Here is a 22,905-nt window from a genome sequence, read left to right as displayed (position 1 = left end):
AAAAGCTGGATTGCTTAGACATCATCCGCCAATCCAGAGACATCGCACATCAGGTGCCACTCTGATCTGTGAGGAGGACCCAGCATGCGCCTTGGAAGACGGTGGCCAGCCCTAGTTATGTTCATCTTCTCCTGCTGCTTCGGCATAGCTCAAACGCCAACGGCCAGGGGCATGATGTCCTACCATCCTTATGAAGCGGCAGGAACGTTCGCACACATCGCTACGGATGGAAGCTTTGGCACGAGTGTGGGTCTGAATGGATTTACGGGATCTTTAACTGCGGACGTACTGCCCTTCGTTCGGGCTACCGGAGAGGTTGGAGGCTACTATGGCCATGGAATTTCGCTAACGTCGTTTCTTGCCGGGCCGCAGGTTGGACTTCACATCTATCGATTTGAGCCGTTTGTGCGCGGGCTCTTCGGAATTTCACATACCAGTATCAATTCAAGCGCATTCGGCAACTCGTTCACCGTCGCTGCCGGCGGTGGTCTGAATTATTCTCTGACAGATCACCTTGCGATTCGCGCTATCCAAGTGGAATACTTCCGGCCATACGGTGGAGGATTCCACGCAGCTGATTTTCTGCGCGTGGGTTTTGGAGTCAGCTATCAGTTCGGAACGCGCTAGATTTGGTCGCCGCGTTCAAGGCTTTGTGAATCACACTGGTTGTTTCTGGCGTGATCCCGAGGAGCTGTAGATCTTCGAACTTGGCCCAACGAGCTTCGCTCACGTCGCTGCCGGGGCTCGGCTCGCCTGACACCAAGCGACATAGATAATCGATTACCACGTAGTGATACTGCACACGCGAATCTGCGTCTCGTAGAATGCGCTCGAAGACCTCGATCAACTCGATCGGCTCGATAGTGAGGCTGGTTTCTTCTCGGATCTCGCGAAGGACTGCTTCCTTAGTTGTCTCGCCGGTATCTACGAGCCCGCCGGGGATCGACCACTGTCCTTGGAGTGGAGGATTCGCTCGGCGAACAACCAAGACCTGATCGTTCCTGACGATCACTGCACCGACGCCGAGCAAGGGGCGGTCAGGATAGTCGCGCTTCACGGTAAATTTGAGTCCAATCCAAGAAACCGCATCATTCGGTGAAAAAGCTTCGCGGGTGCACATCGACGATCTTCCAACCTTTGTTACCACGTTCCATTTCGAAACGCAGTTGATTGCGCTTTCGTACCGGTTGCTCGTCTGTTACGCGGGGAATTTCCTCCATTTCGAAATCAACAAGGGCCACGCCCTTGCTCCCCTCGCTACTGATCTGGAGAATTCGAAAGTGAACGCGGAACGAATCGTAACGCTGGAAAAGCGCTCCGATCTGCTGTTGAAAGGTGAGATAACCCTCCATATTGTCAGCGTCAAGGACCGAGAGCATCTGCCGATCGCTGTGCCCTTCGAGTCCATCGGCCAGTTTCTGCAGCAGGTTCTGGGCAACCGCGTCAGAGAAAGTCGGGGAATTGGGAACGTCGTCGTCGGTTTTCTTGCCTTTCTTCTTCTGTCTTTCCTTTGGCTGTGCCTTGTTGTCCTGAGTATGTTGAGAATCCTGTTGATTATTTTCCGCGGCTGCGGAACTCCGTCCAGATGAGCCGGGGGGTTGATCCTGAGCACTAACGGCCGGCACGCATAGCGCTGCGGCAGCTATCAAGATGGTCAGACTTTTCATGGAGCTTTCCGGCCAAGACTACTACTTAGTCTTCATCGCGTACACGCCGTCCCAATCGGGTTCCGGAGGCGCTTCCATCAACTCGTGGGAGCGGCGAATGAATGTTTCAGCCGGACCGTCATCGGGGAACTTCGCTTTGATCTTGCTGAACAGGTCGATCGCTTCGTCCCACTGCCGCCGACGGTAGGCTGTAAGCGCTTCGGAGAATCTCACAATGCGCTCGGTATACAACAACTCATTGCGATTCCAGTCGAGCAGTTCGTAGATCGTTACAGGCAACGTCTTGCCTTTCACTTTGATTCGATCGATTTCGCGAAAGACATAGTGATCCTTCGCGGCGCGATACGTTGATTCAGAAACCACAGACTGGACTTGATATTCCTTCGTGGTTCCCTCAAGACGAGAAGCCAGGTTCACGTTGTCGCCCATCACCGTCCAGGCAAAGCGTTTGGACGAACCCATGTTGCCGACATTCACCTGCCCTGTGTTGAGTCCCACGCCAACAGCTAGCGGTTTGCGGCCCTCGGCTTCCCACTTGAGGTTCAGTTCTCGAAGCCGAGCGCGCATATCCAAGGCGCACGCACAGGCTCGGATGGCGTGGTCGTCTTGTGGGAATGGCGATCCCCAGAATCCCATAATGGCATCACCGATATATTTGTCGAGAGTGCCCCAACGTCGGAAGAGTATGTCGGTCATCTCGCCCAAATACTCGTTCAGCAGCCGAACGAGCTCGTCCGGCGTGAGTCCTTCGGAAATCGTGGTGAAGGAACGGATGTCGCTGAACATCACGGTAAGCTCTTTGGACTCGCCGCCGGTCTTGAAGTATTTCTTCGGGTCTTTCTCCATCAGCGCAATCACGCCGGGTGAGACATACCGCTCAAATGTCCGGCGGACTTTTCGCTTTTCGCGTTCTTCGAAGACCATGCGGAAGCTGATAATCGCCGCATAGTTGGCAACCAGCGTCCCCGCGGGAACAACGAAGCTCAGCCACATGCCGTAATGGGAAAACCCAAAGTAAACAATCCACGAGAAGGCGCAGAGGGCAGGTATTAGCCCGAGCGTGGCAGTGAGCGGTTTTGCGCGGCTAAACCAATATCCCAGTCCGAGACCGAAGGCGAGGATGAAAGCTAGATCAATCATCTCCTCCCTGTAACTGCGAGTTATAAATCCGCGTCCTAACTCGCCAGAGTGGAGGATGTTATCGATCACATTTGCGTGAATCTCGACTCCCATGTAGTCATTGTCGTGGAAGGGTGTAGTACGCAAATCACCGACGGCCACCGCCGTCGCACCAAAAACAACGAGCTTGTCCTTGAAGGTCCCAGGAGCGAATCTGCCCTCGATCACGTCCACCATCGGAAAATGCTTGTAGGTCTTGTAATGGCCAGCGTAGTTCACCATTACGGTTCCATCGTGCCCCGGGCGTAAGTTGTAGGGGCCGAGTTCGATGTGATCGATACCGTTCTCCGCAAAGTATGCGGCGACGTTCTCCTCTTTGATGTCCTGATACTGGCGCACGGCTTCGAAGTCGAGTGAGGGATAGAACTGATCGTAGTCGCCATGCTTATAGCGAATGAGCAGCGGAGATCTGCGGAAGGTTCCATCAGGATCGGGAACCTCGTTAAAGAAGCCAAACGATCGCGCAGCATCGGCGAGGATACGCAGATTCGCATAGACGCCGCTGGGATTTAAATCACTATACTCACTGGCATCCGCCGTGACTTTGTCCCATACTTCAAAGGGCGCAATTCCCCCTAAGGACTTGATCTGCTCGATGGGATGCTTAGCCAAGACGTCGAAATACTTTTCTGCGCCGGAAGTATCGACAGATTTCGCACGCTCGGCATCGAGGAAAACATGGCCAAGAACAACGTTTCCAGCTCGTTTTAGAGATTCGGCAAAGACCTTGTCGTTGTCGCTGCTCGCTTCTATTTCTCGGATCTTCTGAAGTACGACTGGACTTGCCTGTCCATGAATACCGACTTCCAGCCTCTTCAGGGCTTCAACTGCTGAGTTCTTTTCCGGGAGCGGGAAATTGACGTCAAAGACGATGAGCTTCGCACCATCTTTGGCGAGCTGATCAACCATCTTTGCGTAACCATCTCGGGGAATCGGAAATGCGCCTACCTTCTGCAGCGTGGTCTCTTCCAGCCCAACGATAACGATGTTCTCGTCATGTGGGCGTTCTCCGCGAAGATTGAACCGGGCATCGAGAGAGCGTGCTTCAACGTTTTCGATAAAACGCAGTCCGGCGGCATTGCGGCCGCTGGTCTCGATGTAGGAGTAAATGACGATCGCGATCAACGTGACAAACACTGCCAACGCGAGATCAACGCGCCTGAGCGCCTTCTTCCCTGAAAGCACAGTAAGCCTTGTGAAGAGTTGCTGGAGTTTTTGCTTCATGAATATCGTTCGCTCGTCGTCCGCCCCTTGCTGCGCAAAAGCAGGTGCAAACGACCTTCATGTTCTCACGATTTAGAGACTCAGACTGGTGGTAAATAATGCAGTAGCAGCTAAGAGAAATGAGAACCAATTCAAGGCGTTTCACCTGTTTTAACCGAGCTCCGGGATATTTTGACTGCGGGGATGACATTTCCAACCTAATACCGGGGTAGCAGAGGCGGGACACCGACGAACGTCATTCCACGGCAAATTCCAGCTAGAGCGGGAAGGGACGCCCGAAGCTTTCCGCAAAGACGACGCGGTCTGCGGGAAATCGACCGCCGTAACGCTTGTCCTCTCCTTGGCGATGACCAATCGCGAGCAGGCATATAACTTCCATGCGTTCGGGGGCACTTATGGCTTCCCTTACCTTGCCATCCTCAAAACCCTCCATCAACGCGGTGTCGTATCCTAGCGCTTCAGCCATCAGCATCATAGTTGTGAGCGCGATCATTACCTGGCGGTTTAGCCACATGGGAATGTTCTTGTGCTCGCTGAAGTACGTGGAAATCATCTGGCGCATCTCGCCTGACTTCGACGGGTGCGAGTACCCATGCTGCGCGCCGATTCGAATCATCGCGTCGAGATCCCCCTCACGCCAACCTTCCGGATCGCCGAGGGCAACGATCACTACGGGCGCCTGCTCGATTTTCGGCTGCTCGTGAGAAGCTGCCCGTAACTTGCGGCGCAGTTCAGGACTTTGGACGACCACGAACCTCCAGGGCTGCAGGTTGTAGCCGCTGGGCGACTCCAACCCAGCCGTAACAATCCGCTTAAGATCCTCCTCCGCAACCGGTGTCGGCGCGAAACGCGGCGTGGAGCGTCGCTCAGCAATCACTGTGCTGATGGTTTTCTCATGACTCTGCTCTGTCACTTTCTTCTCCAACCTGGGATGGTCCGAAATATAGCTCGCAATGCTAGAGTAAACGTCTTCTCGACGCTATACTCCTGGCGGCAAGAATCCGAGGTGCATCATGGGCCAGCGGATATTCCTCGCTCTTCGCAGCGCTTTGTACATAAGCGGCTTTATGCTGTTGTGGCTATGGTTGATGCCTCAATGGTTAAATATTCGAAGCTCGACGGAGTTTCCGTCCCAGCACCCAGCTCGTTGGTTCGGCCTTCTTCTGCTCGTCCCGGGCGCAATCATCGCAATTAGCTGCTTTGTGAATTTTTTCGTCGTGGGAAAAGGTACTCCGGCCCCTTTTGACGCGCCGCGACATCTGGTGATCAGCGGGCCCTACCGCTATGTCCGCAATCCTATGTACCTCGGGGCTGGGCTTGTCTTGCTTGGCTGCGGGGTTCTCTTTGCCGAGTTCTCTGGCGTGTTGGTGGGATATGCGCTCGCAATCATCGTCCTGGTGAATCTTTTCGTCTTCTTCTACGAAGAACCTACGCTTCGCGACAAATTTGGCGCGGAGTATCTGGAGTACTGCAAGAATGTGCGGCGGTGGATTCCGCGAACGAGGGCTTGGGAACACTCTCAACAGCAAGCCGTCGCTACGAGGTGAAAATTCCTAGAATGGGAGGGGATCTTTCTCGTCGCCCTCAATTTCGTGTCTGGCCGCGAAAAACTCTTCACTCCAAGGTTTGCCATTGCACTTCGGGCACTCATCGACAATGCCGCCGACGCTGAAGCAGTGATAGCACTCGTGGCCGGAGGCGTCCGCCGGGAACTTTTTGCATTTTGGGCAAACATCGTAGAACTCGCGCTCAAGCGCCTGATGATCGTTGAACAACTGCAGCTCGCACAACATGCACATATGTTCGGCTCCCGAAGTGCGGCGAGCATTGTCGCATAAACTCTTCTGGGAGTGTGTCGGGTTGCCCAACAATTATTGGCGGGGAAGACGAGCCGAAAAGCCGTAAAAGGAAATGGCGCGGAATGTATCCGCGCCTCAATGCAACATTTCTCGACTTATTCGGACTTGCTTTCACCCTCGCCTGCCGCAGGACCACCGCTAGCTTCGAGGTTAGCCTGCTGTTCCTGCATCGCCTTCTCAACTTCCTCGCGGCGCTTGGCGCGCAATTCAGAACGCTTTTCGCGACGCTCGTCGAGAATCTTCTCCGAACCGATGAGCTCAATGAACGCCTTTTCCCCGCCATCGCCTTTACGGAATCCCGTCCGAACAATTCGGAGATAGCCGCCGTTACGATCGCCATATCGCGGTCCGACTTCGCTGAAGAGTCGGTCGACAGCTTCGCGGGAGGTGAGAAAGGACGCCGCGAGTCTGCGAGCGGCAACATCGCCGCGTTTGCCAAAGGTGATCATCTTCTCGACGTGAGGGCGCATGGCTTTGGCTTTTGCCACAGTAGTTTCAATACGCTCTTCGAGAATGAGAGAACTCACCAGGTTGCGCAGCAGCGCGCGACGGTGGCTGGTGTTACGTCCTAGTTTCCAGGTTGCTTTCAGGTGACGCATGGTCGTCTATTCCTAACTCATTAATCGGCGCACGGCTATCTCGCGCGCTCTTACATTTGATTTGGCACTCCGCTGTCGGCTCTCAGCGTTCGGCCGATGAAGTGTTCAGGCCGAGCGCCGATTGCCGAAAGCCTGTTTAGAACCCGCCCGCTGGCTCTTCGTCGTCGAGGTCGTCTTCGGGAGTCGAATATGCACCCGCCAATACAGCCGCCGGCGCCTGACTGGTTGGTCCTGGGACTGCGTTTCCGTGTTCGTCGATCTTCATTCCCAGACTGAGACCCATCTGAGCAAGGATCTCTTTGATCTCGTTCAACGATTTGCGCCCGAAGTTCTTGGTCTTCAGCATTTCGGCTTCAGACTTCTGAACCAGTTCGCCGATGGTCTGAATATTCGCGTTTTTCAGGCAGTTGTAGCTGCGAACGGACAGCTCTAGTTCCTCGACCGAGCGGTTCAGGTTCTCGTTCCGGATCTCCGGCTTGCGATCTTCCGCTCCTTCAGTCTCGTGCTCTTCCTCAAAGTTGATGAAGATGCTCATGTGATCTTTCACCAGCTTTGCCGCCAGACCGATCGAATCGGCCGGCACTACCGCGCCGTTGGTCCAGACTTCGAGCGTGAGCTTGTCGTAGTCCGTGATCTGTCCCAGACGAGCCGCTTCCACCGTATAGTTGCACTTACGGACGGGCGAGTGAACGGAATCGATAGGAATGAATCCGAGTCCGAGATCCTCGTCGAAATTCTTGTCTGCAGAAACATAGCCGCGCCCACGCTTCAGGCGCATTTCCATATCGAGCTTTCCGCCTTCGCTCACTGTGGCGATGTAGATATCCTTGTCGAGGATCTCCACGTCGCCGTCGGCTTCGATCATGCCGGAGGTGATCACACCTGGCTGGTCGGTCTTCAGGTAGATCGCTTTGGGATTGTCGCTGTTCAGCTTGAATGGAACCTGCTTCACATTCAGGATGATGTCGGTGGCATCTTCCACGACACCGGGAATTGACTGGAATTCGTGTAGAACCCCTTCAATTCGCACCGCGGTAATTGCGGCGCCTTCGATGGCAGAGAGCAGAACGCGTCGCAACGCGTTTCCAATTGTGGTTCCGAAACCACGCTCGAACGGCTGGGCATAAAACTTGCCGTATTTATCGGTGAGCGTGTCGGTATCAGCGGCGAGCCGCTTCGGTTTTTGAAATCCCTTCCAGAGCATGTTCGTTTGTCCTTTTCCTTTAATTCAGTGAGCTGAAGTTTCCTGCGCGGCTAATAGCGTCGCGAAGCATTTTGCAACGGCCGCGCCGATTGTCCTCTCGTGTTTATTGGTGTTTACGTTCCGCAGAGACGCAGCATGCTGCGTCTCTACCAAATCACTACTTCGAATACAACTCCACGATCAACTGTTCATTGACCGGCAAATTGATGTCTTCACGCTTGGGCAGAGCAGTTACCCGTCCTTTGTAATTGTCGCGATCCACTTCCAGCCAATTCACTGCCGGCTGATGACTGGTGAACTCCTTGGAGGTCTCGAGCACAGTCATCTTCTTGCTGTTATCGCGCACTGCGATCTCTTCGCCGACGGCAACCTGGTACGAAGGAATGTTCACTTTGCGTCCGTTCACCGCCACGTGCCCGTGACGAACCAACTGGCGAGCCTGGCGACGCGAAATCGCGAAACCAAGGCGATAGACGACGTTGTCCAGCCGTCGCTCAAGCTGTTGCAGAAGCTTCTCGCCGGTCACGCCCTTAGCGCGCGCTGCCTTCTCAAAGTAGTTGCGAAACTGCTTTTCGAGCGTGAAGTAGATGCGCTTGGCCTTCTGCTTCTCGCGGAGCTGCAAGCCATAGCCAACGATTTTGGCCTTGCGGTCCTTGCCATGCTGTCCGGGAGCGAAGTTACGCTTCTCAATTGGGCACTTGTCGCTGAAACACTTGGTGCCCTTCAGAAATAATTTCATGCCTTCGCGCCGGCAAAGGCGGCAAACTGGTCCTTTGTATCGTGCCATTTATTCTCCAAGAATCGGGTTATTGCGATCGGTTTACAGGCGGCGCGCCCTTCTTCCCGATCATTCTTTTTGTCATTCCGAACGTAGTGAGGAATCCCTACTGTACCCACCCCGTTTCGTGGGAGTAGGGATTTCTCGCTACGCTCGAAATGACAGCAAAAACTAAACTCTCCGCCGCTTTGGCGGACGGCATCCGTTATGCGGAATCGGCGTTACATCGCGAATCACGCGTACTTCCAAGCCCGCAGCTGCGAGGGCTCGGATCGCCGATTCTCGACCCGATCCAGGACCACTGACTCGAACATCGAGGGAACGCATGCCGTGATCCCGCGCTTGATTGGCAGCGTTCATCGCCGCTTGTTGCGCCGCGAACGGAGTTCCCTTACGGGAACCGCGGAAGCCAAGCGAGCCGGAGCTCTTCCAGGACACTACTTTCCCCTCGTTGTCGGTGATGGTGATGATCGTGTTGTTGAACGAGGCTTGAATGTGCGCCAAGCCGAACGGCACATTCTTGCGTTCTTTCTTCTTAAACTGCTTCTTTTTGCCTTTTTTCTCGGGCGCTGCTGCAGCGCCGCCTGTTGTTGCTGCCGGTTTCGCCATGGTTATGTCTTAGCCGCCGCTTTCTTCTTGTTCGCCACTGTTCCCTTACGCGGACCTTTCCTGGTGCGGGCGTTGGTGTGTGTTCGTTGCCCGCGAACCGGGAGATTACGGCGGTGACGGAATCCGCGATAAGAGCCGATTTCGATCAGACGCTTAATGTGCATCGAGGTGTCTTTGCGAAGGTCGCCTTCGACGTTGCCCTCGCTTTCGATCACCTGGCGGATGCGGTTCACCTCATCCTCATTCAGGTCCTGCACCTTCTTGTCCGGATCCACCTTGGCCGCCGCCAGAATGCGCGCCGAACGCGGATTGCCGATGCCGTAGATGTATGTGAGCGCGATGACCACGTGCTTGTTGCGCGGAAGATCGACGCCTGCAATGCGTGCCATATGTTTCCTTATCCCTGCCGCTGCTTATGCTTGGAGTTCTCGCAGATCACACGCACCACACCACGACGGTGGATGACCTTGCACTTATCGCAAATCTTCTTCACTGAGGCTCTGACTTTCATGACTCCCTGCACCCTAAACCGTTATTTGTATCGATACACGATTCGGCCTCGGTTCAGGTCGTAGGGGGAAAGCTCCACCGCTACGCGGTCACCGGGCAAAATCTTGATGAAATTCTTGCGCATACGTCCGGACACATGAGCGAGAACCTGATGTTTGTTCTCCAGCTCCACCCGGAACATTGCATTGGGCAGCGGTTCAAGCACCACTGCCATTACCTCAATCGCGTCTTCTTTGCTCAATCGATCCTTAAGTCTTCAGTTGTAACTATGCTGTCAAAACTACTGGTCCGTCTTTTGTCACGGCTACCGAGTGCTCGAAATGGGCGCTCAAGCTTCCATCAACAGTTACGGCAGTCCACTTATTGTCGAGCAGCTTGGTGTCTGGCTTGCCAATATTCACCATCGGCTCGATCGCCAGAACCATTCCCTCACGGAGTCGAGGACCGTGCCCTCGGGTTCCGTAATTGGGAACCTGCGGCTCTTCGTGGAGCCGAGTACCGATCCCGTGTCCTACGAATTCTCGAACTACGCTGAAGCCATTGGCTTCAACCATCTCTTGTACTGCAGCGCCGACGTCCCCGACAGTACTTCCGATCCGCGCTGTCTGAATCGCCCGTTCCAGGGAAGCCTTGGTCACATCAAGCAGCTTCTTGATCTCCGGTTTCACATGATTGCCAACCGGAACTGTAACTGCTGAGTCCGAGTAGTACCCGTCCAGAACTACACCGCAGTCGATCGAAACGATGTCACCTTCCGTCAGCACCCGCTTCGCAGAGGGAATACCGTGAACGATCTCCTGATTTACCGAGGTGCACAGCACGCACGGATAATCGTAGTAACCCTTGAACGCCGGCTTAGCTCCCAACTCCTCGATCTTGGCGGCAGCTACCGCCTCAAGATCCATCGTGGTAACGCCGGGCTTAACTGCTGCTACCGCGGCGTCCAGTACCTGCCGGACGATGCGCCCACTACGGCGCATTTTCTCAATCTCACCAGCCGACTTGCACATGATGGCCATCAGGCCACACTCTCGCAAAGCACAGAATTCCGCGCAGGCTCGTCTCCTCCTCGGAGAACGGCATCGGAACCTTTAGGCGTGAGATGAACGTTGCTGCCGCGGGCGGGACAAGGACGACGTCCGGAGAGCCGTTGCAATCCCTGATTATAGCGGATTACGATCAGGCCCTCAACCATCGGCATTCCTACGTACTTAGCTACCAACGGCGACCGCGAATCCGGCCACTCTTGGGAGTAAAACCCTCGTAGTGGCGCATTACTAGTTGCGCTTCAACCTGATTGACGGTATCCATCGCGACTCCAACGACGATCAGCAACGAGGTTCCGCCGAAGTAAAACGTGACGCCTAGGCCGTTGGTAAACCACGTCGGGAACCGCTCAAAGAAGTTCCCTAAAACGCCCGGGAGATGGTTCAAGTGAATACCGCCAATCATCCACTGCGGGATGATGGACACCACGCAGAGGTAAAGCCCTCCTACGAGCGTTAGCCGCGTAAGAATGCTGTTTACATACTCTTGCGTTCGTTTTCCAGGACGAATGCCAGGGATGAACCCGCCGTACCGGCGCATGTCGTCAGCCACGCGTGCCGGATCGAAGATGATCGAAACGTAGAAGTACGCAAAGAAAATGATGCCGATAACGTAGAGGAACTCGTACAGAGGCTCCCCGCCCCGCAGCGAGTCGAAGATCCAGCCGATGCCCTTAGTGTTCTTGAAGTATTGAGCGAAAAATAGCGGCGCGCTCAGGATCGACGATGCGAAGATGACCGGCATCACCCCACCCGCATTGACGCGGAAGGGCATATATGTACTCTGGCCGCCCATCATCTTCCGTCCGACAATGCGCTTCGCGTACTGCACGGGAATGCGCCGCTCGCTACGCTCAACGAAGACGATGAACGCGACGACAACGATCATTACGACCATCAACAGCACCATCGCCGGCACGGTAAATCCGCCCCAGGCTTGGGTCTTTACCTTCTCGTAGAGCTCAGCAATTCCGCGAGGCAGACCCACAACAATTCCGGCAAAGATCAGGAGCGACATTCCATTGCCGATTCCGCGCTCGGTAATCTGCTCACCCAGCCACATAATGAAGGCGGTTCCGGCTGTCAGCGTAATCACGGTCATCAGCACGAAGCCGATGCCGGGATTCGTCACAAACTGCACTCCACCAGAGTTCTTCTGAAGAGTCACAGCGATACCAAACGACTGCAGGGCACCCAGCACAACTGTGAGGTAGCGAGTCCACTGCGTGATCTTCTTGCGTCCCAGCTCGCCTTCCTTCTGCAGTTTCGCTAATGGCTCGTACACAACCGTCAGCAACTGGAGAATGATCGACGCCGTGATGTACGGCATGATTCCCAGCGCAAAAACAGTCAGGCGCTTCAGGTTGCCACCGCTGAACAGATCCACGAAACCCAACATCGACCCACGCTGCTGATCGAAGAACTGGGACAGCACGTCCGCGTTAATGCCAGGCGTAGGAATGTGACCACCTAGGCGATACACCGCCAGCATCGCCAGAGTGAATAGAACGCGCGTCCGAAGATCAGGAACGCGAAAGATGTTCGCTAACTTCTCAAACATAGAGGACCAACATTCTTAAGCAGCGCCGATGACTTCCGCCTTGCCGCCGGCCTTGGTGATCTTTTCCTGCGCAGACTTGGAGAACTTATGAGCCTGCACGTTGACTTTCTTCTTGAGCTCTCCGTCGCCGAGAACTTTTACCAAGTCTCCGTTCTTCGCGAGACCGGCTTTGACGAGAGTATCGAGGGTCACATCGCCTTCGCCTAATGAGGCGATTCGGTCGATACTCAGTATCGTGTACTCAGTCCTAAATATGTTAGTGAATCCACGCTTCGGCAGGCGACGGTGCAACGGCATCTGACCGCCTTCAAAGCCTCGCATCATGCGCGAGCCGGAGCGGGAGCGCTGCCCTTTGTGTCCGCGGGTTGAGGTTTTGCCCATGCCCGAACCCATACCGCGTCCGACACGCTTCTTGTTCGAATTCGCCTTTTTAGGCGCTCGCAAATTGGAAAGGTTCATAGTGTTCTCTTACTGCATGGTAGAGACGCAGCATGCTGAGTCTCTACGTTGCTGCTGGCTACTGCACAAACTCGAGCAGGTGCGGGATCTTCTTCACCATGCCGCGGATCGAAGGCGTGTCTTCGCGCACAACGATTTGATTCAGCCTCGTGAATCCAAGACCTTTGACAATTTTCTTGTGTTTCACCGGAGAGGCAATGTACGACCGCACCCAGCGGATACGCACCGTTCCCTTTGCCCCTGACTTCTGAGAGCTAGTCTTTTTCTCTGCCATCTGTCTAGATCTCCTGAGCGGTCTTGCCGCGAAGTGCGGCCACTTCAGCCCGGTCACGAAGCTTGCCGAGCGCGTCAAAGGTTGCCTTGATTACATTGTGCGGATTCGCCGTACCGAGCGACTTCGTGAGCACGTTCTGGACTCCTGCCGAAGTCATCACCGCTCGAACGGCGCCACCGGCAATAACACCAGTTCCCTCCGGAGCCGGCTTCAGAAGAACGTGCCCCGAGCCAAAGCGTCCGAGAACCGCGTGGGGAACCGTGGTCTGCGTGAGATTCACCTTGATCAGGTTTTTCTTTGCCGACTCGATACCTTTGCGGATCGCCTGCGGAACTTCCTTGGCTTTTCCGGAACCGTAGCCGACAACTCCGGCTGCCGGATCTCCCACAACAACCAGCGCGGCAAATGACAGGTTCTTGCCGCCTTTGACTACCTTGGTAACGCGATTGATGGCGACGACCTGGTCCTTAAGCTGATACTGACCAGCGTCGATTCTCTTCTTTCCGGTTGCTGCCATTCGTTTAGAACTCCAATCCTGCTTCGCGTGCGGCTTCGGCAAGGGCCTTGATGCGTCCGTGATACAGATAGCCACCGCGGTCGAACACCACTTGCTTGATGCCTTTTTCTTTGGCCCGTTGCGCGATCAACTTCCCAATCTCTTTGGCCGACGCCAGATTGCCGCCCGCATTCTTCTTGCTCTTGCCCTCTTTGCCACTCGCAGTAGACGCAGAGACAAGGGTAACGCCGTTGCCATCGTCAATCACCTGCGCATAGATATGGTTCAAGGAGCGGTACACGTTCAAGCGCGGACGCTCGTCACTACCCTGAAGTCTCGTGCGAATGCGGGTGTGAACCCGCCGCCTTACTGCGTCTTTCGAAATCTGCGGAATCATGCTTTTTGCCCTTGCTTCGTACTGCTCCCAGCAGCACGATCAATTTTGTATGTCCGGGTCGATGATGTTCCGATCGCCCGATTACTTCGCTCCGGTCTTGCCAACCTTCTTCTTCAGGCGCTCGCCAGCATAGCGGACACCCTTGTTCTTATACGGATCCGGTGGACGGAGCGAGCGCATATCGGCAGCAACTTGTCCAACCTTCTGGCGATCAATTCCACTGACGGTCAGCCGCGTCTGCTTTGGGTCCACCGCAACATCAATACCAGCGGGTAGCGGGAACTCGATGGGGTGGGAAAACCCCAGCGTGAACACCACAGTACCCTTACCCTTCATTTCCACGCGATAACCGATTCCAACGATTTCGAGTTCCTTCTTCCAGCCGTTGGTCACACCTTCGACGGCATTGAACACGAGAGCGCGCGCCAATCCGTGAATCGCCGCTTGCGAATCGTTCTCGCGAATCGCAACCAGATGCCCGTCTTTTTGTTCAACCTTGATTCCGATTGGGACTGGCGTATCCAGCTTGCCCTTAGGTCCTTGTACCGACACGAGATTGCCCTGGATATTGACCTTCACCCCGCTGGGCACCGTGATCGGCTTTTTTCCAATTCTCGACATAAGTTCCTCTCGGTGAGTCGTTCCAGAGTTTTCTGGAAGTCCACGACCGTCATTTAGCTCTTAGCTAGTTACCAAACCTCGCACAAAATCTCGCCGCCAATGCCACTCTTGCGCGCTTGACGCCCGGTCATCACGCCCTTTGGAGTCGTGAGGATATTGATTCCCAGACCGCCGAGAACGCGCGGAATCTCTGTGTGGCCGACATACACGCGGCAGCCGGGTCGCGAAACGCGGGCCACATTTGTAATAGCGGCATCGTTGCTCGAGCTGTATTTCAGGTACACGCGCAGTACTTTGCGCCCGCTTTCTTCCGTGGCCTTAAAGTTGGAGATGTAGCCTTCCTCTTTGAGGATGCGGGCGATTTCCATCTTCAGCTTCGAAGCCGGCACATCCAGCTTCTGTTGGCGCGCACTGACAGCGTTACGAATTCGGGTCAACAAATCTGCGACCGGATCGGTCAAACTCATTCTTATCTCCTCTTATCGTTTCGCGTTAGTCCGCCGCGGCGGAAACCAGGCCGAAACGTACTGCAGTGAGCACTCGGCTATCGGCATTCAGCATTCGGCCTAAAACCATTCACGGGCTCGACCGGCCGAACGCTGAGTGCCAAGCGCCGAAAGCCTCTTCTACCAGGACGACTTGGAAACCCCAGGAATCTCGCCGCGAAGAGCCAGCCCGCGGAAGCACAGGCGGCAGACGCCAAACTTCCGCAGGTAAGCCCGCGGACGTCCGCAGAGTTTGCAGCGGTTATGCCTGCGCGTGGAAAACTTGGGCTTCGGCCCTTTGCTGCCGCGCGCCTGCTCAAACTTTTTCTCGATCTTCGCGTCCTTGACTCGTTTTGCTGTAGTCATGCAATCCTTAAAGAAAATTCTTCTAACTCTGAAACTGTGAAACCTTTTACGCGGCCCTGAACGGCATTCCGAAGCTACGAAGCAATGCTCGGGCTTCGTTGTCGTTCTTAGCTGTCGTCACAATCGTGACATTCATACCTTTGAGCTTGTCGACTTTCGCATAGTCGATCTCCGGAAAGATCAACTGATCGCGCAGTCCAAGCGTGTAGTTGCCGCGCCCATCGAAGGACTTCGTGGAGACTCCCCGGAAGTCGCGCACACGGGGCAGCACCACATTGATCAAACGGTCGAGGAACTCATACATACGATCCCCGCGCAGAGTGACCATGGCGCCGATCGGCATTCCTTCACGAACCTTGAACGCAGCGATGGATTTCTTTGCTTTCGTCACCACTGGCTTCTGCCCGGTAATCTGGCCGAGTTCCGCGACAGCAGGATCGAGGACCTTCGCATTCTGCGTCGCCTCGCCGACTCCCATGTTCACAACGATCTTATGTAAGCGAGGAACCGCCATCGGATTCTTCAGCGACAGCTCCTTCTGGAGCACAGGGGCGATGTCTTTGTGAAATCTTTCTCGTAATCTCGCACTCATGGCTTAGCTCTTCTCCAACGTGGTCTTGCAGCGTTTGCAGACGCGAACGCTCTTCTCGCCGTGTCGGTCGTGCCCAACTCGCACCGGTCCGCAACTCGGGCAGATGAGCTTTACGTTCGAGATCGCGATTGGGCTCTCCTGCTCGGCGATGCCACCCTTAATGTTCTTCTGCGGATTCGGCCGCACGTTCTTCTTCACCATCATCACGTGCTCGACCAACACGCGAGCCTTGTCGGGAAACACACGCAGCACGCGTCCTTCTTTGCCCTTGTCACGACCGGCAATGATCTTTACCTGATCGTTGCGGCGGATGTCATATGTCTTTTCCATCATGATCAAAATCTCGTTTTCTAACTCCAGGCACTCAGCCGTTCAACTTTTTTGCACTGGCAGGGCTGAATGTTGACTGCCGAGTGCTGAATACTTCTCTTACAGAACCTCTGGGGCAAGCGAAACAATCTTTAAGAACTTCTTCTCACGCAGTTCGCGGGCAACCGGACCAAAGACACGCGTCCCTACCGGCTCGCCGGTCTCATTGATCAGCACCGCGGCGTTCTGGTCGAAGCGAATATAGGTGCCATCGCGGCGGCGCGACTCCTTGCGCATGCGCACAACTACCGCTTTCACCACGGTTCCCTTTTTCGCCGTTCCATCCGGCGATGCTTCCTTCACGGAGGCGGTGATAATGTCGCCCAAACCCGCGCGCAGACCACTGGATCCGCCCAGCGGCAGAATCATCTGCAACTTGCGCGCGCCGGAGTTATCGGCGACTTCCAACATGCTTCGCATCATTACGGCCATAATCTTTTTCTCCTCGTCTGCGAAGTAGGACTAGCTTGCCTGCTCGATCTTTTCCGCGCCCGGCACGATCGCTGCACGCTGAATGATCTCAGCCAGACGCCAGCGCTTCAGCTTGGACAATGGACGTGTTTCGACGATGCGCACCACATCGCCCGTGCGAGCAGTGTTCTGTTCGTCATGCGCGTAGAACTTCTTGGACTTCGCGATTACACGCTTGTACTTGGCGTGCGCCTTGCGCATCTCAACTTCAACCACCACGGTCTTCGCCATCTTCGTGGAAGTTACGTATCCGATCTTTTCATTCCGGTGTGAATCGGTCTTAAGCGCCGTTGCTCCGGTTGCTTGCTGGGCCATTCAAAAATCTCCTTCATCCCGCCGTGACGGGAGCGCGAAACTACCTTTTCGCTTTGCTCTTCTTTGCCGCGACTTTCTTTTTCGGTGCAGCTGCCTTCTTCGCGGATGCCGACTTCTTCTTTGCGACCGCCCTCGAGGACTTCTTCTTTGCGGGAGCCATCGGGGCTGCGGCAGGCGCGGCTTGATGCTTCGCCGTTGTCGCTGTGCTGGCAGCGTTACTAACTACAGCATTGTCAATTCCCAGTTCGCGCTCACGAGCGATTGTCTTGATGCGCGCCAGGTCCTTGCGCAGCTCGCGCATTTTTTTGACGCCGCTCGTCTGTCCCATTTTGAGTTGGAACTTCAGCCGAAAGAGCTGATCGGCAGCATCGCGCTGTTGGTGCAGCAGCTCGTCAGGACCAAGATTTCTGATTTTCTCGATATTCATCTCTGTCTAATGTCCTTCACGCGCAACGAACTTGGTTCTAAGCGGAAGCTTGTGTGACGCCAGGCGCATCGCTTCCTGCGCGTCGGCCTGACTTACCCCTTCCATCTCGAACAGGATCTTGCCCGGGCGAACCACCGCTACCCAGTGATCCGGCGCTCCCTTTCCTTTACCCATACGAGTTTCGGCGGGCTTCTTGGTTACCGGCTTGTCAGGAAAGAGCCGGAGCCACACCTTGCCACCACGCTTCACGAAACGCGTCATCGCCACGCGGCTTGCTTCGATCTGGCGGTCAGTGATGTAGCCGCACTCCAGCACTTTCAGTCCATAGTCACCGAAGGAGAGCTGCGAACCGCGCCATGCTTTTCCAGCCATGCGTCCGCGCTGCGTCTTGCGGTACTTAACTTTTTTCGGCATTAACATAAAGATTTCTCTTGGGCAAAAGCCCTATCCAACTTCGTGAATTCGCTAAAACGCCGTCGCTGCCACCTGTGGCTCACGCTTCTTCTGCGCAAGAATCTCGCCTTTGTAAATCCAGGTCTTCACTCCAATTACGCCGTACGTCGTGCGCGCCTCGCTGAAGCCATACTCAATATCGGCGCGCAGCGTATGCAACGGCAGCCTTCCCTGGAGGTACCACTCCGAGCGTGCGATCTCGTTTCCGTTCAAGCGGCCGGACACGCGAACCTTGATGCCCTTGCACCCAAACCGCAGGGCAGAATCGACTGACTTGCGCATCGCGCGGCGGAAGCCGACACGCTTTTCAAGCTGAAGAGCAATCGACTCGGAGACCAGTTGAGCATCGAGCTCCGGCTTATGCACTTCCTGAATATCGATGAAGACATCGCGGTTGGTCCGCTTCTGCAACTCGATTTTGAGCTTGTCAATCTCGGCGCCCTTGCGTCCGATGATGATGCCAGGCCGCGCCGTCTTGATGATGATCCGTAGCTTATTCCCCGGGCGCTCAATTTCAATCGCGCTCACGCCGGCGGACTTCAGCTTGTCTTTCAACTCTGCCTTGAGCTTCACGTCTTCCAGGAGGAGCTTGTCGTAGTCGCGCTCGACGAACCAGCGCGATTTCCAGGGCTTGGTGTAGCCGAGCCGAAATCCGTAGGGATGTACCTTCTGACCCATAGTTATCCTTTCGCCGTCGCTTTTTTCGACGCGGTCTTCTTCGCGGGCTTGCCCACAGCGCGCTTCTTAGCTTTCGGAGCTTCCTCGCCGACTACGGTCGCAGCGCCGCCAGTCTGTGCGCGAAGCTTTTCAGCGAGAGCAATCTCAATGTGTGCCATGCGGCGCTGATAACGATATGCCCTTCCCATCGGAGCCGGACGAATACGCTTCATGCGGGGACCATCGTTGGCGATCGCGCGCTTCACGTAGAGCTGATCGACGTCGACGTCGAGGCCCTTCTCCTGCCCAAGATAATTGGCATTCTCGATCGCAGAGCGCAGCAGCTTGCCGATCGCCGGAGCAATTCCCTTTTTGGTAAAAGCTAGCGTATTCACCGCTTCTTCCACGCGGCGGCCCTTGATCAGGTCTAATACCAAGCGAGCCTTCTGCGGCGAGACACGCTGGAAGCGCGCCTGGGCTAGAAATTCCTGTTCAGCAAAATTCATGTTCTCTCTCCGCTATTTCGCCGGTGTCGGCGCTGGCGCTGGCTTCGCTGCGGTTTCCGTTGCCGCCGCCTTCACCGAGTGCCCTTTGAAGCTTCGCGTCTGGCTAAATTCGCCCAGCTTGTGTCCGACCATGTTCTCGGAGACATACACCGGAATGAACTTGCGGCCGTTGTGCACGGCGATTGTGTGTCCCACCATGTCAGGGTGAATCGTTGACCGACGCGACCACGTGCGCACGACCTTCTTGTCGTTCGCGCGGTTCATTGTCTCGATTCTTTTCATCAGGTGCTCGTCGATGAACGGCCCCTTTTTTGTGCTTCTTGCCATAAAAACCTTATTTCCCTCTGCTCACGATGAACTTGTCAGTCCGCTTGTTATTGCGCGTCTTGTAGCCTCGTGTCGGTTGTCCCCAGGGTGTCACCGGATGACGTCCGCCGGAGGTCTTTCCTTCGCCACCACCATGTGGATGGTCGACCGGGTTCATGGCAACACCGCGGTTCACCGGACGACGACCCAACCATCGCTTACGGCCAGCCTTGCCGATCGAGACATTTTCATGATCGGTATTCCCGACTTGACCCACCGTCGCCATACAATCGATGAGCACCTTGCGTGTCTCGCCCGAGGGCAGCTTCAGCAGCGCGTAGTCGCCTTCCTTCGCAACCAGCTGCGCAGCGCCACCGGCCGAGCGCACCATCTGCGCACCCTTTCCCGGCTTCAGCTCGATGTTGTGCACGGTAGTACCCGCAGGGATGTTGCGCAGCGGAAGCGCATTGCCAACCAGAATGTCAGCCTCAGGACCGCTGACGATCTTCTGCCCAACCTGCAGCCCCACCGGTTGCAGGATGTAGCGCTTCTCGCCATCAGCATATGCCAACAGAGCGATACGCGCAGAGCGGTTCGGATCGTATTCGATCGACGCGACGGTCGCCGGGACTCCGGCCTTATCGCGCTTGAAGTCGATCACGCGAATCTTGCGCTTATGCCCACCGCCACGATGCCAGCTCGTGATGTCGCCGGCGTTGCGACGCCCACCAGTACGCTGCTTGATCTTCGTCAGCGCCTTGTGCGGACGATCGGTCGTGATGTCGTCGTTGACCAGTGTCGTCTTGAACCGCAGCGACGGAGTAAGTGGTCTGTATGTCTTAATCGGCATTGTCTATATAGCTCCAGGAAGATCAGGTTCTTGCCTCTACCGCCCGATGACCCGATCACCCGATGGCCCGATTTCTTTCTACGCGTTGTCCGCGTATTCGGGCATCTTCTCGCCCACTTTCAAACGAACGTAAGCCTTCTTCCAGTCCGGACGATGTCCGGCGAAACGGCCGCGGCGTCGCTCCTTGCCGTGGAAGTTCGCGGTCCGCACCGTATCAACCTTTACCTTGAAGACCTGTTGCACGGCTTGCTTGATCTCGGTCTTGGTTGCCTTAGCTGCAACTTCAAATACGAGCTGACCCGAAGTTGCTTCCTTCTTGCGCGAACTCTTGTCCTTGGCGGCCTTCGGATCAAATTCCTTCGCTCGCTCAGCCTTCTCCGTGATCACCGGCCGGCGGATGATTTGGTAAGCAGACTTCATTAGGCCACCTCCGCATTCTGCCGCTTGGATACGGTCTTCTTAAGCGTCTCCTGCAACTGCTCGATCGCAGGCCGCGCGAAAATCGCACGGTCGTAACGAAGCAGGTGATACGGATGCACTTCCGAACCCGACACCAACTCCACTCCGTCGAGATTCCGCGCGCTCAGATACAAATTGCGATCGTGTTCCCGAGTCTCAGAATTCACGTTCGCCACGATCAACGAAGTCTTCTCGACACCCAGCGTATCCAGGGCTTCTCGCAAGTCTTTGGTTTTGCCCGAAAGGGAATCCAGGCTCTCAACCACAGTCAGCTTGCCGTCCGACAGCTTCGTTGCCAGGGCCGACCGCAACGCCCCGAGCAGTTTCTTTTTGGGAAACGCAAAATCGTAGCTGCGCGGCTGAGGTCCGTGGACCGTGCCACCGTGGCGCCAGAGAGGCGATCGGATCGAGCCAACACGCGCCCGTCCGGTACCCTTTTGCTTCCACAGCTTTCTGCCTGCGCCGGAAACGAGCTTCTTGTTCTTGGTCGCGTGAGTACCCGCGCGCTGAGCTGCGCGGTAATGCGTCACTGCTTCCCAGAGCAGGTCTTCATTGATCGTGCCGAAGACCTCGTCTGCCAGCTCAAGGCTGCCGACCTTCTTGCCCTTCAGATCTACAACGTCAATCTTTGCCATGGTTATTTCTTGGCCTTTCCGGCAGCGGCCTTCTTCGCAGCCTTCAACGGATCGACCGTTTGCGCGCCGGCAAATCCACGACGCTCACGCGGCGGCTTCTTGGCCTTGTTGATCACTACATATCCGCCTTTGGGACCAGGTACCGCGCCTTCGACCATCAACAGATTTTCTTCAAGGTCGATGCCGATGATGCGCAGGTTGCGAACCGTGCACTGGTCGACGCCCATGTGCCCGGACATGCGCTGTCCGGGGAACGTGCGAGATGGGAACGATGAGGCGCCGATCGAACCCTGCACCTGGAACATATGCCCGTGGGACTTCGGTCCGCCGCCGAAATGGTGCCGACGAACAACGCCAGCGAATCCTCGACCCTTACTGGTTCCAGTCACATCGACAAACTTTTCGTCCTGGAAGATATCCACCAGAACTTTGTCACCGACCTTGACCTGGCCGTTCGTCTCCGCCGGGGGATTCTCGCCCTTCGACTGCGTCTCGCCAGCTTCCACTACAGTGTTTACGGTGACTTCCTTCATAAACTTCACCGGCGGCAGATTGTGTTTGCCGAAGTGTCCCTGCATCGGCTTAGTAACGCGCTTGCCCTTCACGAATTCGACGAGTCCAATCTGGACGGCGTCGTATCCGTCACGCGCCGCGTTCTTGCGCTGCGTGATCACGCACGGTCCAGCCTGCAGCACCGTAATCGGGCGTACCTCGCCCTTGTCATCGAAGAGCTGCGTCATGCCGACTTTTTTTCCCAAAATTCCTGAAACCATTTTTTCTTCTTCTCCTCATCATCCCCGCCGCGGCGGGGACTGTAGGCTCTCTCGCGAGAGGTTCTCTAACTTCCGAATGCCTTGATCTCGACGTCCACACCGGCCGGAAGATCGAGCTTCATCAGCGCATCAACCGTCTGCTGTGTGGGATCGAGGATGTCGAGCAGTCGCTTGTGTGTGCGGATCTCGAAGGCCTCGCGCGACTTCTTGTCGACGTGCGGCGAACGCAGCACACAGTACTTATTCTTGATCGTCGGCAGCGGAATCGGTCCCGCTACCTGCGCTCCGGTGCGACGCGCGGTTTCCACGATCTCCCCAGTCGACTGGTCAAGAACGCGATAGTCGTAAGCCTTCAACCGGATGCGTATTCTCTGTCCTACCATTTGTTATCTCTCAAAGATCTGCTGCGGTCTGTCTTGCCGCTGCGGTAAAAAGTTCTCAGTTTTCAGTAGTAAGTTGTCAGTAACTGAGCACTGACTACTGATTACTTCTCTTAAGCCACAATCTCGCTAATCGTACCTGCGCCCACCGTGCGTCCACCCTCGCGGATCGCGAAGCGCAAGCCCTTCTCCATCGCCACCGGCGTGATCAGCTCGATCGTCAGTGCCACGTTGTCGCCCGGCATTACCATCTCCGTGCCTGCTGGAAGTTCCGCTACGCCGGTCACGTCCGTCGTTCTGAAGTAGAACTGCGGACGATAGCCCTTGAAGAACGGAGTATGCCGTCCGCCCTCTTCCTTGGTCAGCACGTAGATCTCG

At 55.7% G+C, this 22,905-nt stretch carries 37 protein-coding genes; 3 read left to right on the top strand and 34 right to left on the bottom strand.

Annotated features, from left to right (window positions below; genetic code table 11):
* Positions 1-84: 84 nt before the first annotated feature.
* The gene (locus tag VNX88_13660) at positions 85-627 is read left to right on the top strand and encodes a hypothetical protein (GenBank protein ID HWY69711.1); all 543 of its coding nucleotides are present in this window, start codon (positions 85-87) and stop codon (positions 625-627) included.
* On the opposite strand, the gene VNX88_13655 is transcribed toward VNX88_13660, so the two are convergent.
* The 4 genes from VNX88_13655 to VNX88_13640 all read right to left on the bottom strand — a co-directional run bounded on the left by VNX88_13655 (position 602) and on the right by VNX88_13640 (position 4,983).
* Entirely contained in the window at positions 602-1,120 is a 519-nt protein-coding gene (locus tag VNX88_13655; GenBank protein HWY69710.1) for an NUDIX hydrolase, read from the bottom strand. The two genes, VNX88_13660 and VNX88_13655, sit on opposite strands and share 26 nt — an antisense overlap.
* Complete coding sequence (locus VNX88_13650) at positions 1,089-1,667, bottom strand: hypothetical protein (protein ID HWY69709.1); 579 nt, start codon at positions 1,665-1,667, stop codon at positions 1,089-1,091. Before VNX88_13650 ends, VNX88_13655 begins: the two co-directional genes overlap by 32 nt.
* A gap of 21 nt (positions 1,668-1,688) precedes the next feature.
* On the bottom strand, positions 1,689-4,070 hold the full coding sequence (locus VNX88_13645; protein HWY69708.1) for an adenylate/guanylate cyclase domain-containing protein: 2,382 nt from the start codon (positions 4,068-4,070) through the stop codon (positions 1,689-1,691).
* A gap of 256 nt (positions 4,071-4,326) precedes the next feature.
* Complete coding sequence (locus VNX88_13640) at positions 4,327-4,983, bottom strand: nitroreductase family protein (protein HWY69707.1); 657 nt, start codon at positions 4,981-4,983, stop codon at positions 4,327-4,329.
* Positions 4,984-5,083: 100 nt separating this feature from the next.
* On the opposite strand from VNX88_13640, the gene VNX88_13635 reads away from it, so the two are divergent.
* Entirely contained in the window at positions 5,084-5,617 is a 534-nt protein-coding gene (locus tag VNX88_13635; GenBank protein ID HWY69706.1) for an isoprenylcysteine carboxylmethyltransferase family protein, read from the top strand.
* A 45-nt stretch (positions 5,618-5,662) separates the two neighbouring features.
* Positions 5,663-5,908 (top strand): hypothetical protein, encoded by a 246-nt coding sequence (locus VNX88_13630; protein HWY69705.1) that lies wholly within the window; start codon positions 5,663-5,665, stop codon positions 5,906-5,908.
* A gap of 116 nt (positions 5,909-6,024) precedes the next feature.
* On the opposite strand, the gene rplQ is transcribed toward VNX88_13630, so the two are convergent.
* The 30 genes from rplQ to VNX88_13480 form a co-directional block, all read right to left on the bottom strand.
* Positions 6,025-6,528: a 50S ribosomal protein L17 gene (gene rplQ / locus VNX88_13625; GenBank protein ID HWY69704.1), complete on the bottom strand. Its 504-nt coding sequence runs from the start codon at positions 6,526-6,528 to the stop codon at positions 6,025-6,027.
* 136 nt (positions 6,529-6,664) lie between these two features.
* On the bottom strand, positions 6,665-7,732 hold the full coding sequence (locus tag VNX88_13620) for a DNA-directed RNA polymerase subunit alpha (protein ID HWY69703.1): 1,068 nt from the start codon (positions 7,730-7,732) through the stop codon (positions 6,665-6,667).
* Positions 7,733-7,889: 157 nt separating this feature from the next.
* Positions 7,890-8,519, bottom strand: a complete 630-nt coding sequence (rpsD, locus tag VNX88_13615) for a 30S ribosomal protein S4 (protein HWY69702.1) — start codon at positions 8,517-8,519, stop codon at positions 7,890-7,892.
* Between the two features lie 162 nt (positions 8,520-8,681).
* The gene (gene rpsK / locus VNX88_13610) at positions 8,682-9,119 is read right to left on the bottom strand and encodes a 30S ribosomal protein S11 (protein HWY69701.1); all 438 of its coding nucleotides are present in this window, start codon (positions 9,117-9,119) and stop codon (positions 8,682-8,684) included.
* Positions 9,120-9,121: 2 nt separating this feature from the next.
* Positions 9,122-9,508, bottom strand: coding sequence for a 30S ribosomal protein S13 (rpsM, locus tag VNX88_13605; protein HWY69700.1), 387 nt, complete (start codon positions 9,506-9,508; stop codon positions 9,122-9,124).
* A 143-nt stretch (positions 9,509-9,651) separates the two neighbouring features.
* Positions 9,652-9,870, bottom strand: a complete 219-nt coding sequence (gene infA, locus VNX88_13600; protein ID HWY69699.1) for a translation initiation factor IF-1 — start codon at positions 9,868-9,870, stop codon at positions 9,652-9,654.
* 25 nt (positions 9,871-9,895) lie between these two features.
* The gene (gene map / locus VNX88_13595; protein ID HWY69698.1) at positions 9,896-10,648 is read right to left on the bottom strand and encodes a type I methionyl aminopeptidase; all 753 of its coding nucleotides are present in this window, start codon (positions 10,646-10,648) and stop codon (positions 9,896-9,898) included.
* 196 nt (positions 10,649-10,844) lie between these two features.
* Positions 10,845-12,236 (bottom strand): preprotein translocase subunit SecY, encoded by a 1,392-nt coding sequence (secY, locus tag VNX88_13590; protein ID HWY69697.1) that lies wholly within the window; start codon positions 12,234-12,236, stop codon positions 10,845-10,847.
* Positions 12,237-12,251: 15 nt separating this feature from the next.
* Entirely contained in the window at positions 12,252-12,695 is a 444-nt protein-coding gene (gene rplO, locus VNX88_13585) for a 50S ribosomal protein L15 (GenBank protein ID HWY69696.1), read from the bottom strand.
* 58 nt (positions 12,696-12,753) lie between these two features.
* Complete coding sequence (gene rpmD / locus VNX88_13580; protein ID HWY69695.1) at positions 12,754-12,969, bottom strand: 50S ribosomal protein L30; 216 nt, start codon at positions 12,967-12,969, stop codon at positions 12,754-12,756.
* A gap of 4 nt (positions 12,970-12,973) precedes the next feature.
* Positions 12,974-13,486, bottom strand: a complete 513-nt coding sequence (rpsE, locus tag VNX88_13575; GenBank protein ID HWY69694.1) for a 30S ribosomal protein S5 — start codon at positions 13,484-13,486, stop codon at positions 12,974-12,976.
* A gap of 4 nt (positions 13,487-13,490) precedes the next feature.
* Positions 13,491-13,862: a 50S ribosomal protein L18 gene (gene rplR / locus VNX88_13570; protein HWY69693.1), complete on the bottom strand. Its 372-nt coding sequence runs from the start codon at positions 13,860-13,862 to the stop codon at positions 13,491-13,493.
* An 81-nt stretch (positions 13,863-13,943) separates the two neighbouring features.
* Positions 13,944-14,483: a 50S ribosomal protein L6 gene (rplF, locus tag VNX88_13565; protein ID HWY69692.1), complete on the bottom strand. Its 540-nt coding sequence runs from the start codon at positions 14,481-14,483 to the stop codon at positions 13,944-13,946.
* A gap of 68 nt (positions 14,484-14,551) precedes the next feature.
* Positions 14,552-14,950, bottom strand: a complete 399-nt coding sequence (gene rpsH / locus VNX88_13560; protein HWY69691.1) for a 30S ribosomal protein S8 — start codon at positions 14,948-14,950, stop codon at positions 14,552-14,554.
* Positions 14,951-15,109: 159 nt separating this feature from the next.
* Positions 15,110-15,334, bottom strand: coding sequence for a type Z 30S ribosomal protein S14 (locus tag VNX88_13555; GenBank protein ID HWY69690.1), 225 nt, complete (start codon positions 15,332-15,334; stop codon positions 15,110-15,112).
* Between the two features lie 46 nt (positions 15,335-15,380).
* On the bottom strand, positions 15,381-15,926 hold the full coding sequence (rplE, locus tag VNX88_13550; GenBank protein HWY69689.1) for a 50S ribosomal protein L5: 546 nt from the start codon (positions 15,924-15,926) through the stop codon (positions 15,381-15,383).
* Between the two features lie 3 nt (positions 15,927-15,929).
* A complete protein-coding gene (gene rplX / locus VNX88_13545) occupies positions 15,930-16,259 on the bottom strand; it encodes a 50S ribosomal protein L24 (GenBank protein HWY69688.1) in 330 nt (109 codons plus the stop codon).
* 96 nt (positions 16,260-16,355) lie between these two features.
* On the bottom strand, positions 16,356-16,727 hold the full coding sequence (rplN, locus tag VNX88_13540; GenBank protein ID HWY69687.1) for a 50S ribosomal protein L14: 372 nt from the start codon (positions 16,725-16,727) through the stop codon (positions 16,356-16,358).
* Positions 16,728-16,757: 30 nt separating this feature from the next.
* Positions 16,758-17,081, bottom strand: a complete 324-nt coding sequence (rpsQ, locus tag VNX88_13535) for a 30S ribosomal protein S17 (protein ID HWY69686.1) — start codon at positions 17,079-17,081, stop codon at positions 16,758-16,760.
* Between the two features lie 40 nt (positions 17,082-17,121).
* Positions 17,122-17,508 carry a 50S ribosomal protein L29 gene (rpmC, locus tag VNX88_13530; protein ID HWY69685.1) on the bottom strand — a complete coding sequence of 129 codons (387 nt, stop codon included), beginning with the start codon at positions 17,506-17,508 and terminating at the stop codon, positions 17,122-17,124.
* 6 nt (positions 17,509-17,514) lie between these two features.
* A complete protein-coding gene (gene rplP / locus VNX88_13525; protein HWY69684.1) occupies positions 17,515-17,922 on the bottom strand; it encodes a 50S ribosomal protein L16 in 408 nt (135 codons plus the stop codon).
* Between the two features lie 51 nt (positions 17,923-17,973).
* Complete coding sequence (gene rpsC / locus VNX88_13520; protein HWY69683.1) at positions 17,974-18,639, bottom strand: 30S ribosomal protein S3; 666 nt, start codon at positions 18,637-18,639, stop codon at positions 17,974-17,976.
* 2 nt (positions 18,640-18,641) lie between these two features.
* The gene (gene rplV / locus VNX88_13515) at positions 18,642-19,124 is read right to left on the bottom strand and encodes a 50S ribosomal protein L22 (protein ID HWY69682.1); all 483 of its coding nucleotides are present in this window, start codon (positions 19,122-19,124) and stop codon (positions 18,642-18,644) included.
* Between the two features lie 12 nt (positions 19,125-19,136).
* Positions 19,137-19,451: a 30S ribosomal protein S19 gene (gene rpsS, locus VNX88_13510; GenBank protein ID HWY69681.1), complete on the bottom strand. Its 315-nt coding sequence runs from the start codon at positions 19,449-19,451 to the stop codon at positions 19,137-19,139.
* 7 nt (positions 19,452-19,458) lie between these two features.
* A complete protein-coding gene (rplB, locus tag VNX88_13505) occupies positions 19,459-20,280 on the bottom strand; it encodes a 50S ribosomal protein L2 (protein ID HWY69680.1) in 822 nt (273 codons plus the stop codon).
* A gap of 78 nt (positions 20,281-20,358) precedes the next feature.
* Positions 20,359-20,700, bottom strand: a complete 342-nt coding sequence (gene rplW, locus VNX88_13500) for a 50S ribosomal protein L23 (protein HWY69679.1) — start codon at positions 20,698-20,700, stop codon at positions 20,359-20,361.
* On the bottom strand, positions 20,700-21,374 hold the full coding sequence (gene rplD, locus VNX88_13495; GenBank protein HWY69678.1) for a 50S ribosomal protein L4: 675 nt from the start codon (positions 21,372-21,374) through the stop codon (positions 20,700-20,702). The genes rplW and rplD overlap by 1 nt, the downstream gene beginning before the upstream one ends.
* A 2-nt stretch (positions 21,375-21,376) precedes the next feature.
* Positions 21,377-22,147, bottom strand: coding sequence for a 50S ribosomal protein L3 (gene rplC, locus VNX88_13490; protein ID HWY69677.1), 771 nt, complete (start codon positions 22,145-22,147; stop codon positions 21,377-21,379).
* Between the two features lie 65 nt (positions 22,148-22,212).
* Entirely contained in the window at positions 22,213-22,530 is a 318-nt protein-coding gene (gene rpsJ / locus VNX88_13485) for a 30S ribosomal protein S10 (protein ID HWY69676.1), read from the bottom strand.
* A 110-nt stretch (positions 22,531-22,640) separates the two neighbouring features.
* A partial coding sequence (locus VNX88_13480) for a hypothetical protein (protein ID HWY69675.1) occupies positions 22,641-22,905 on the bottom strand: 265 nt, incomplete at its 5' end.

It is taken from the genome of Terriglobales bacterium, assembly GCA_035567895.1.
Taxonomy (GTDB): domain Bacteria; phylum Acidobacteriota; class Terriglobia; order Terriglobales; family Acidobacteriaceae; genus Gp1-AA112.
Note: the sequence above shows the minus strand (reverse complement) of the source record. Positions and strands in the feature narration are given on the sequence as shown.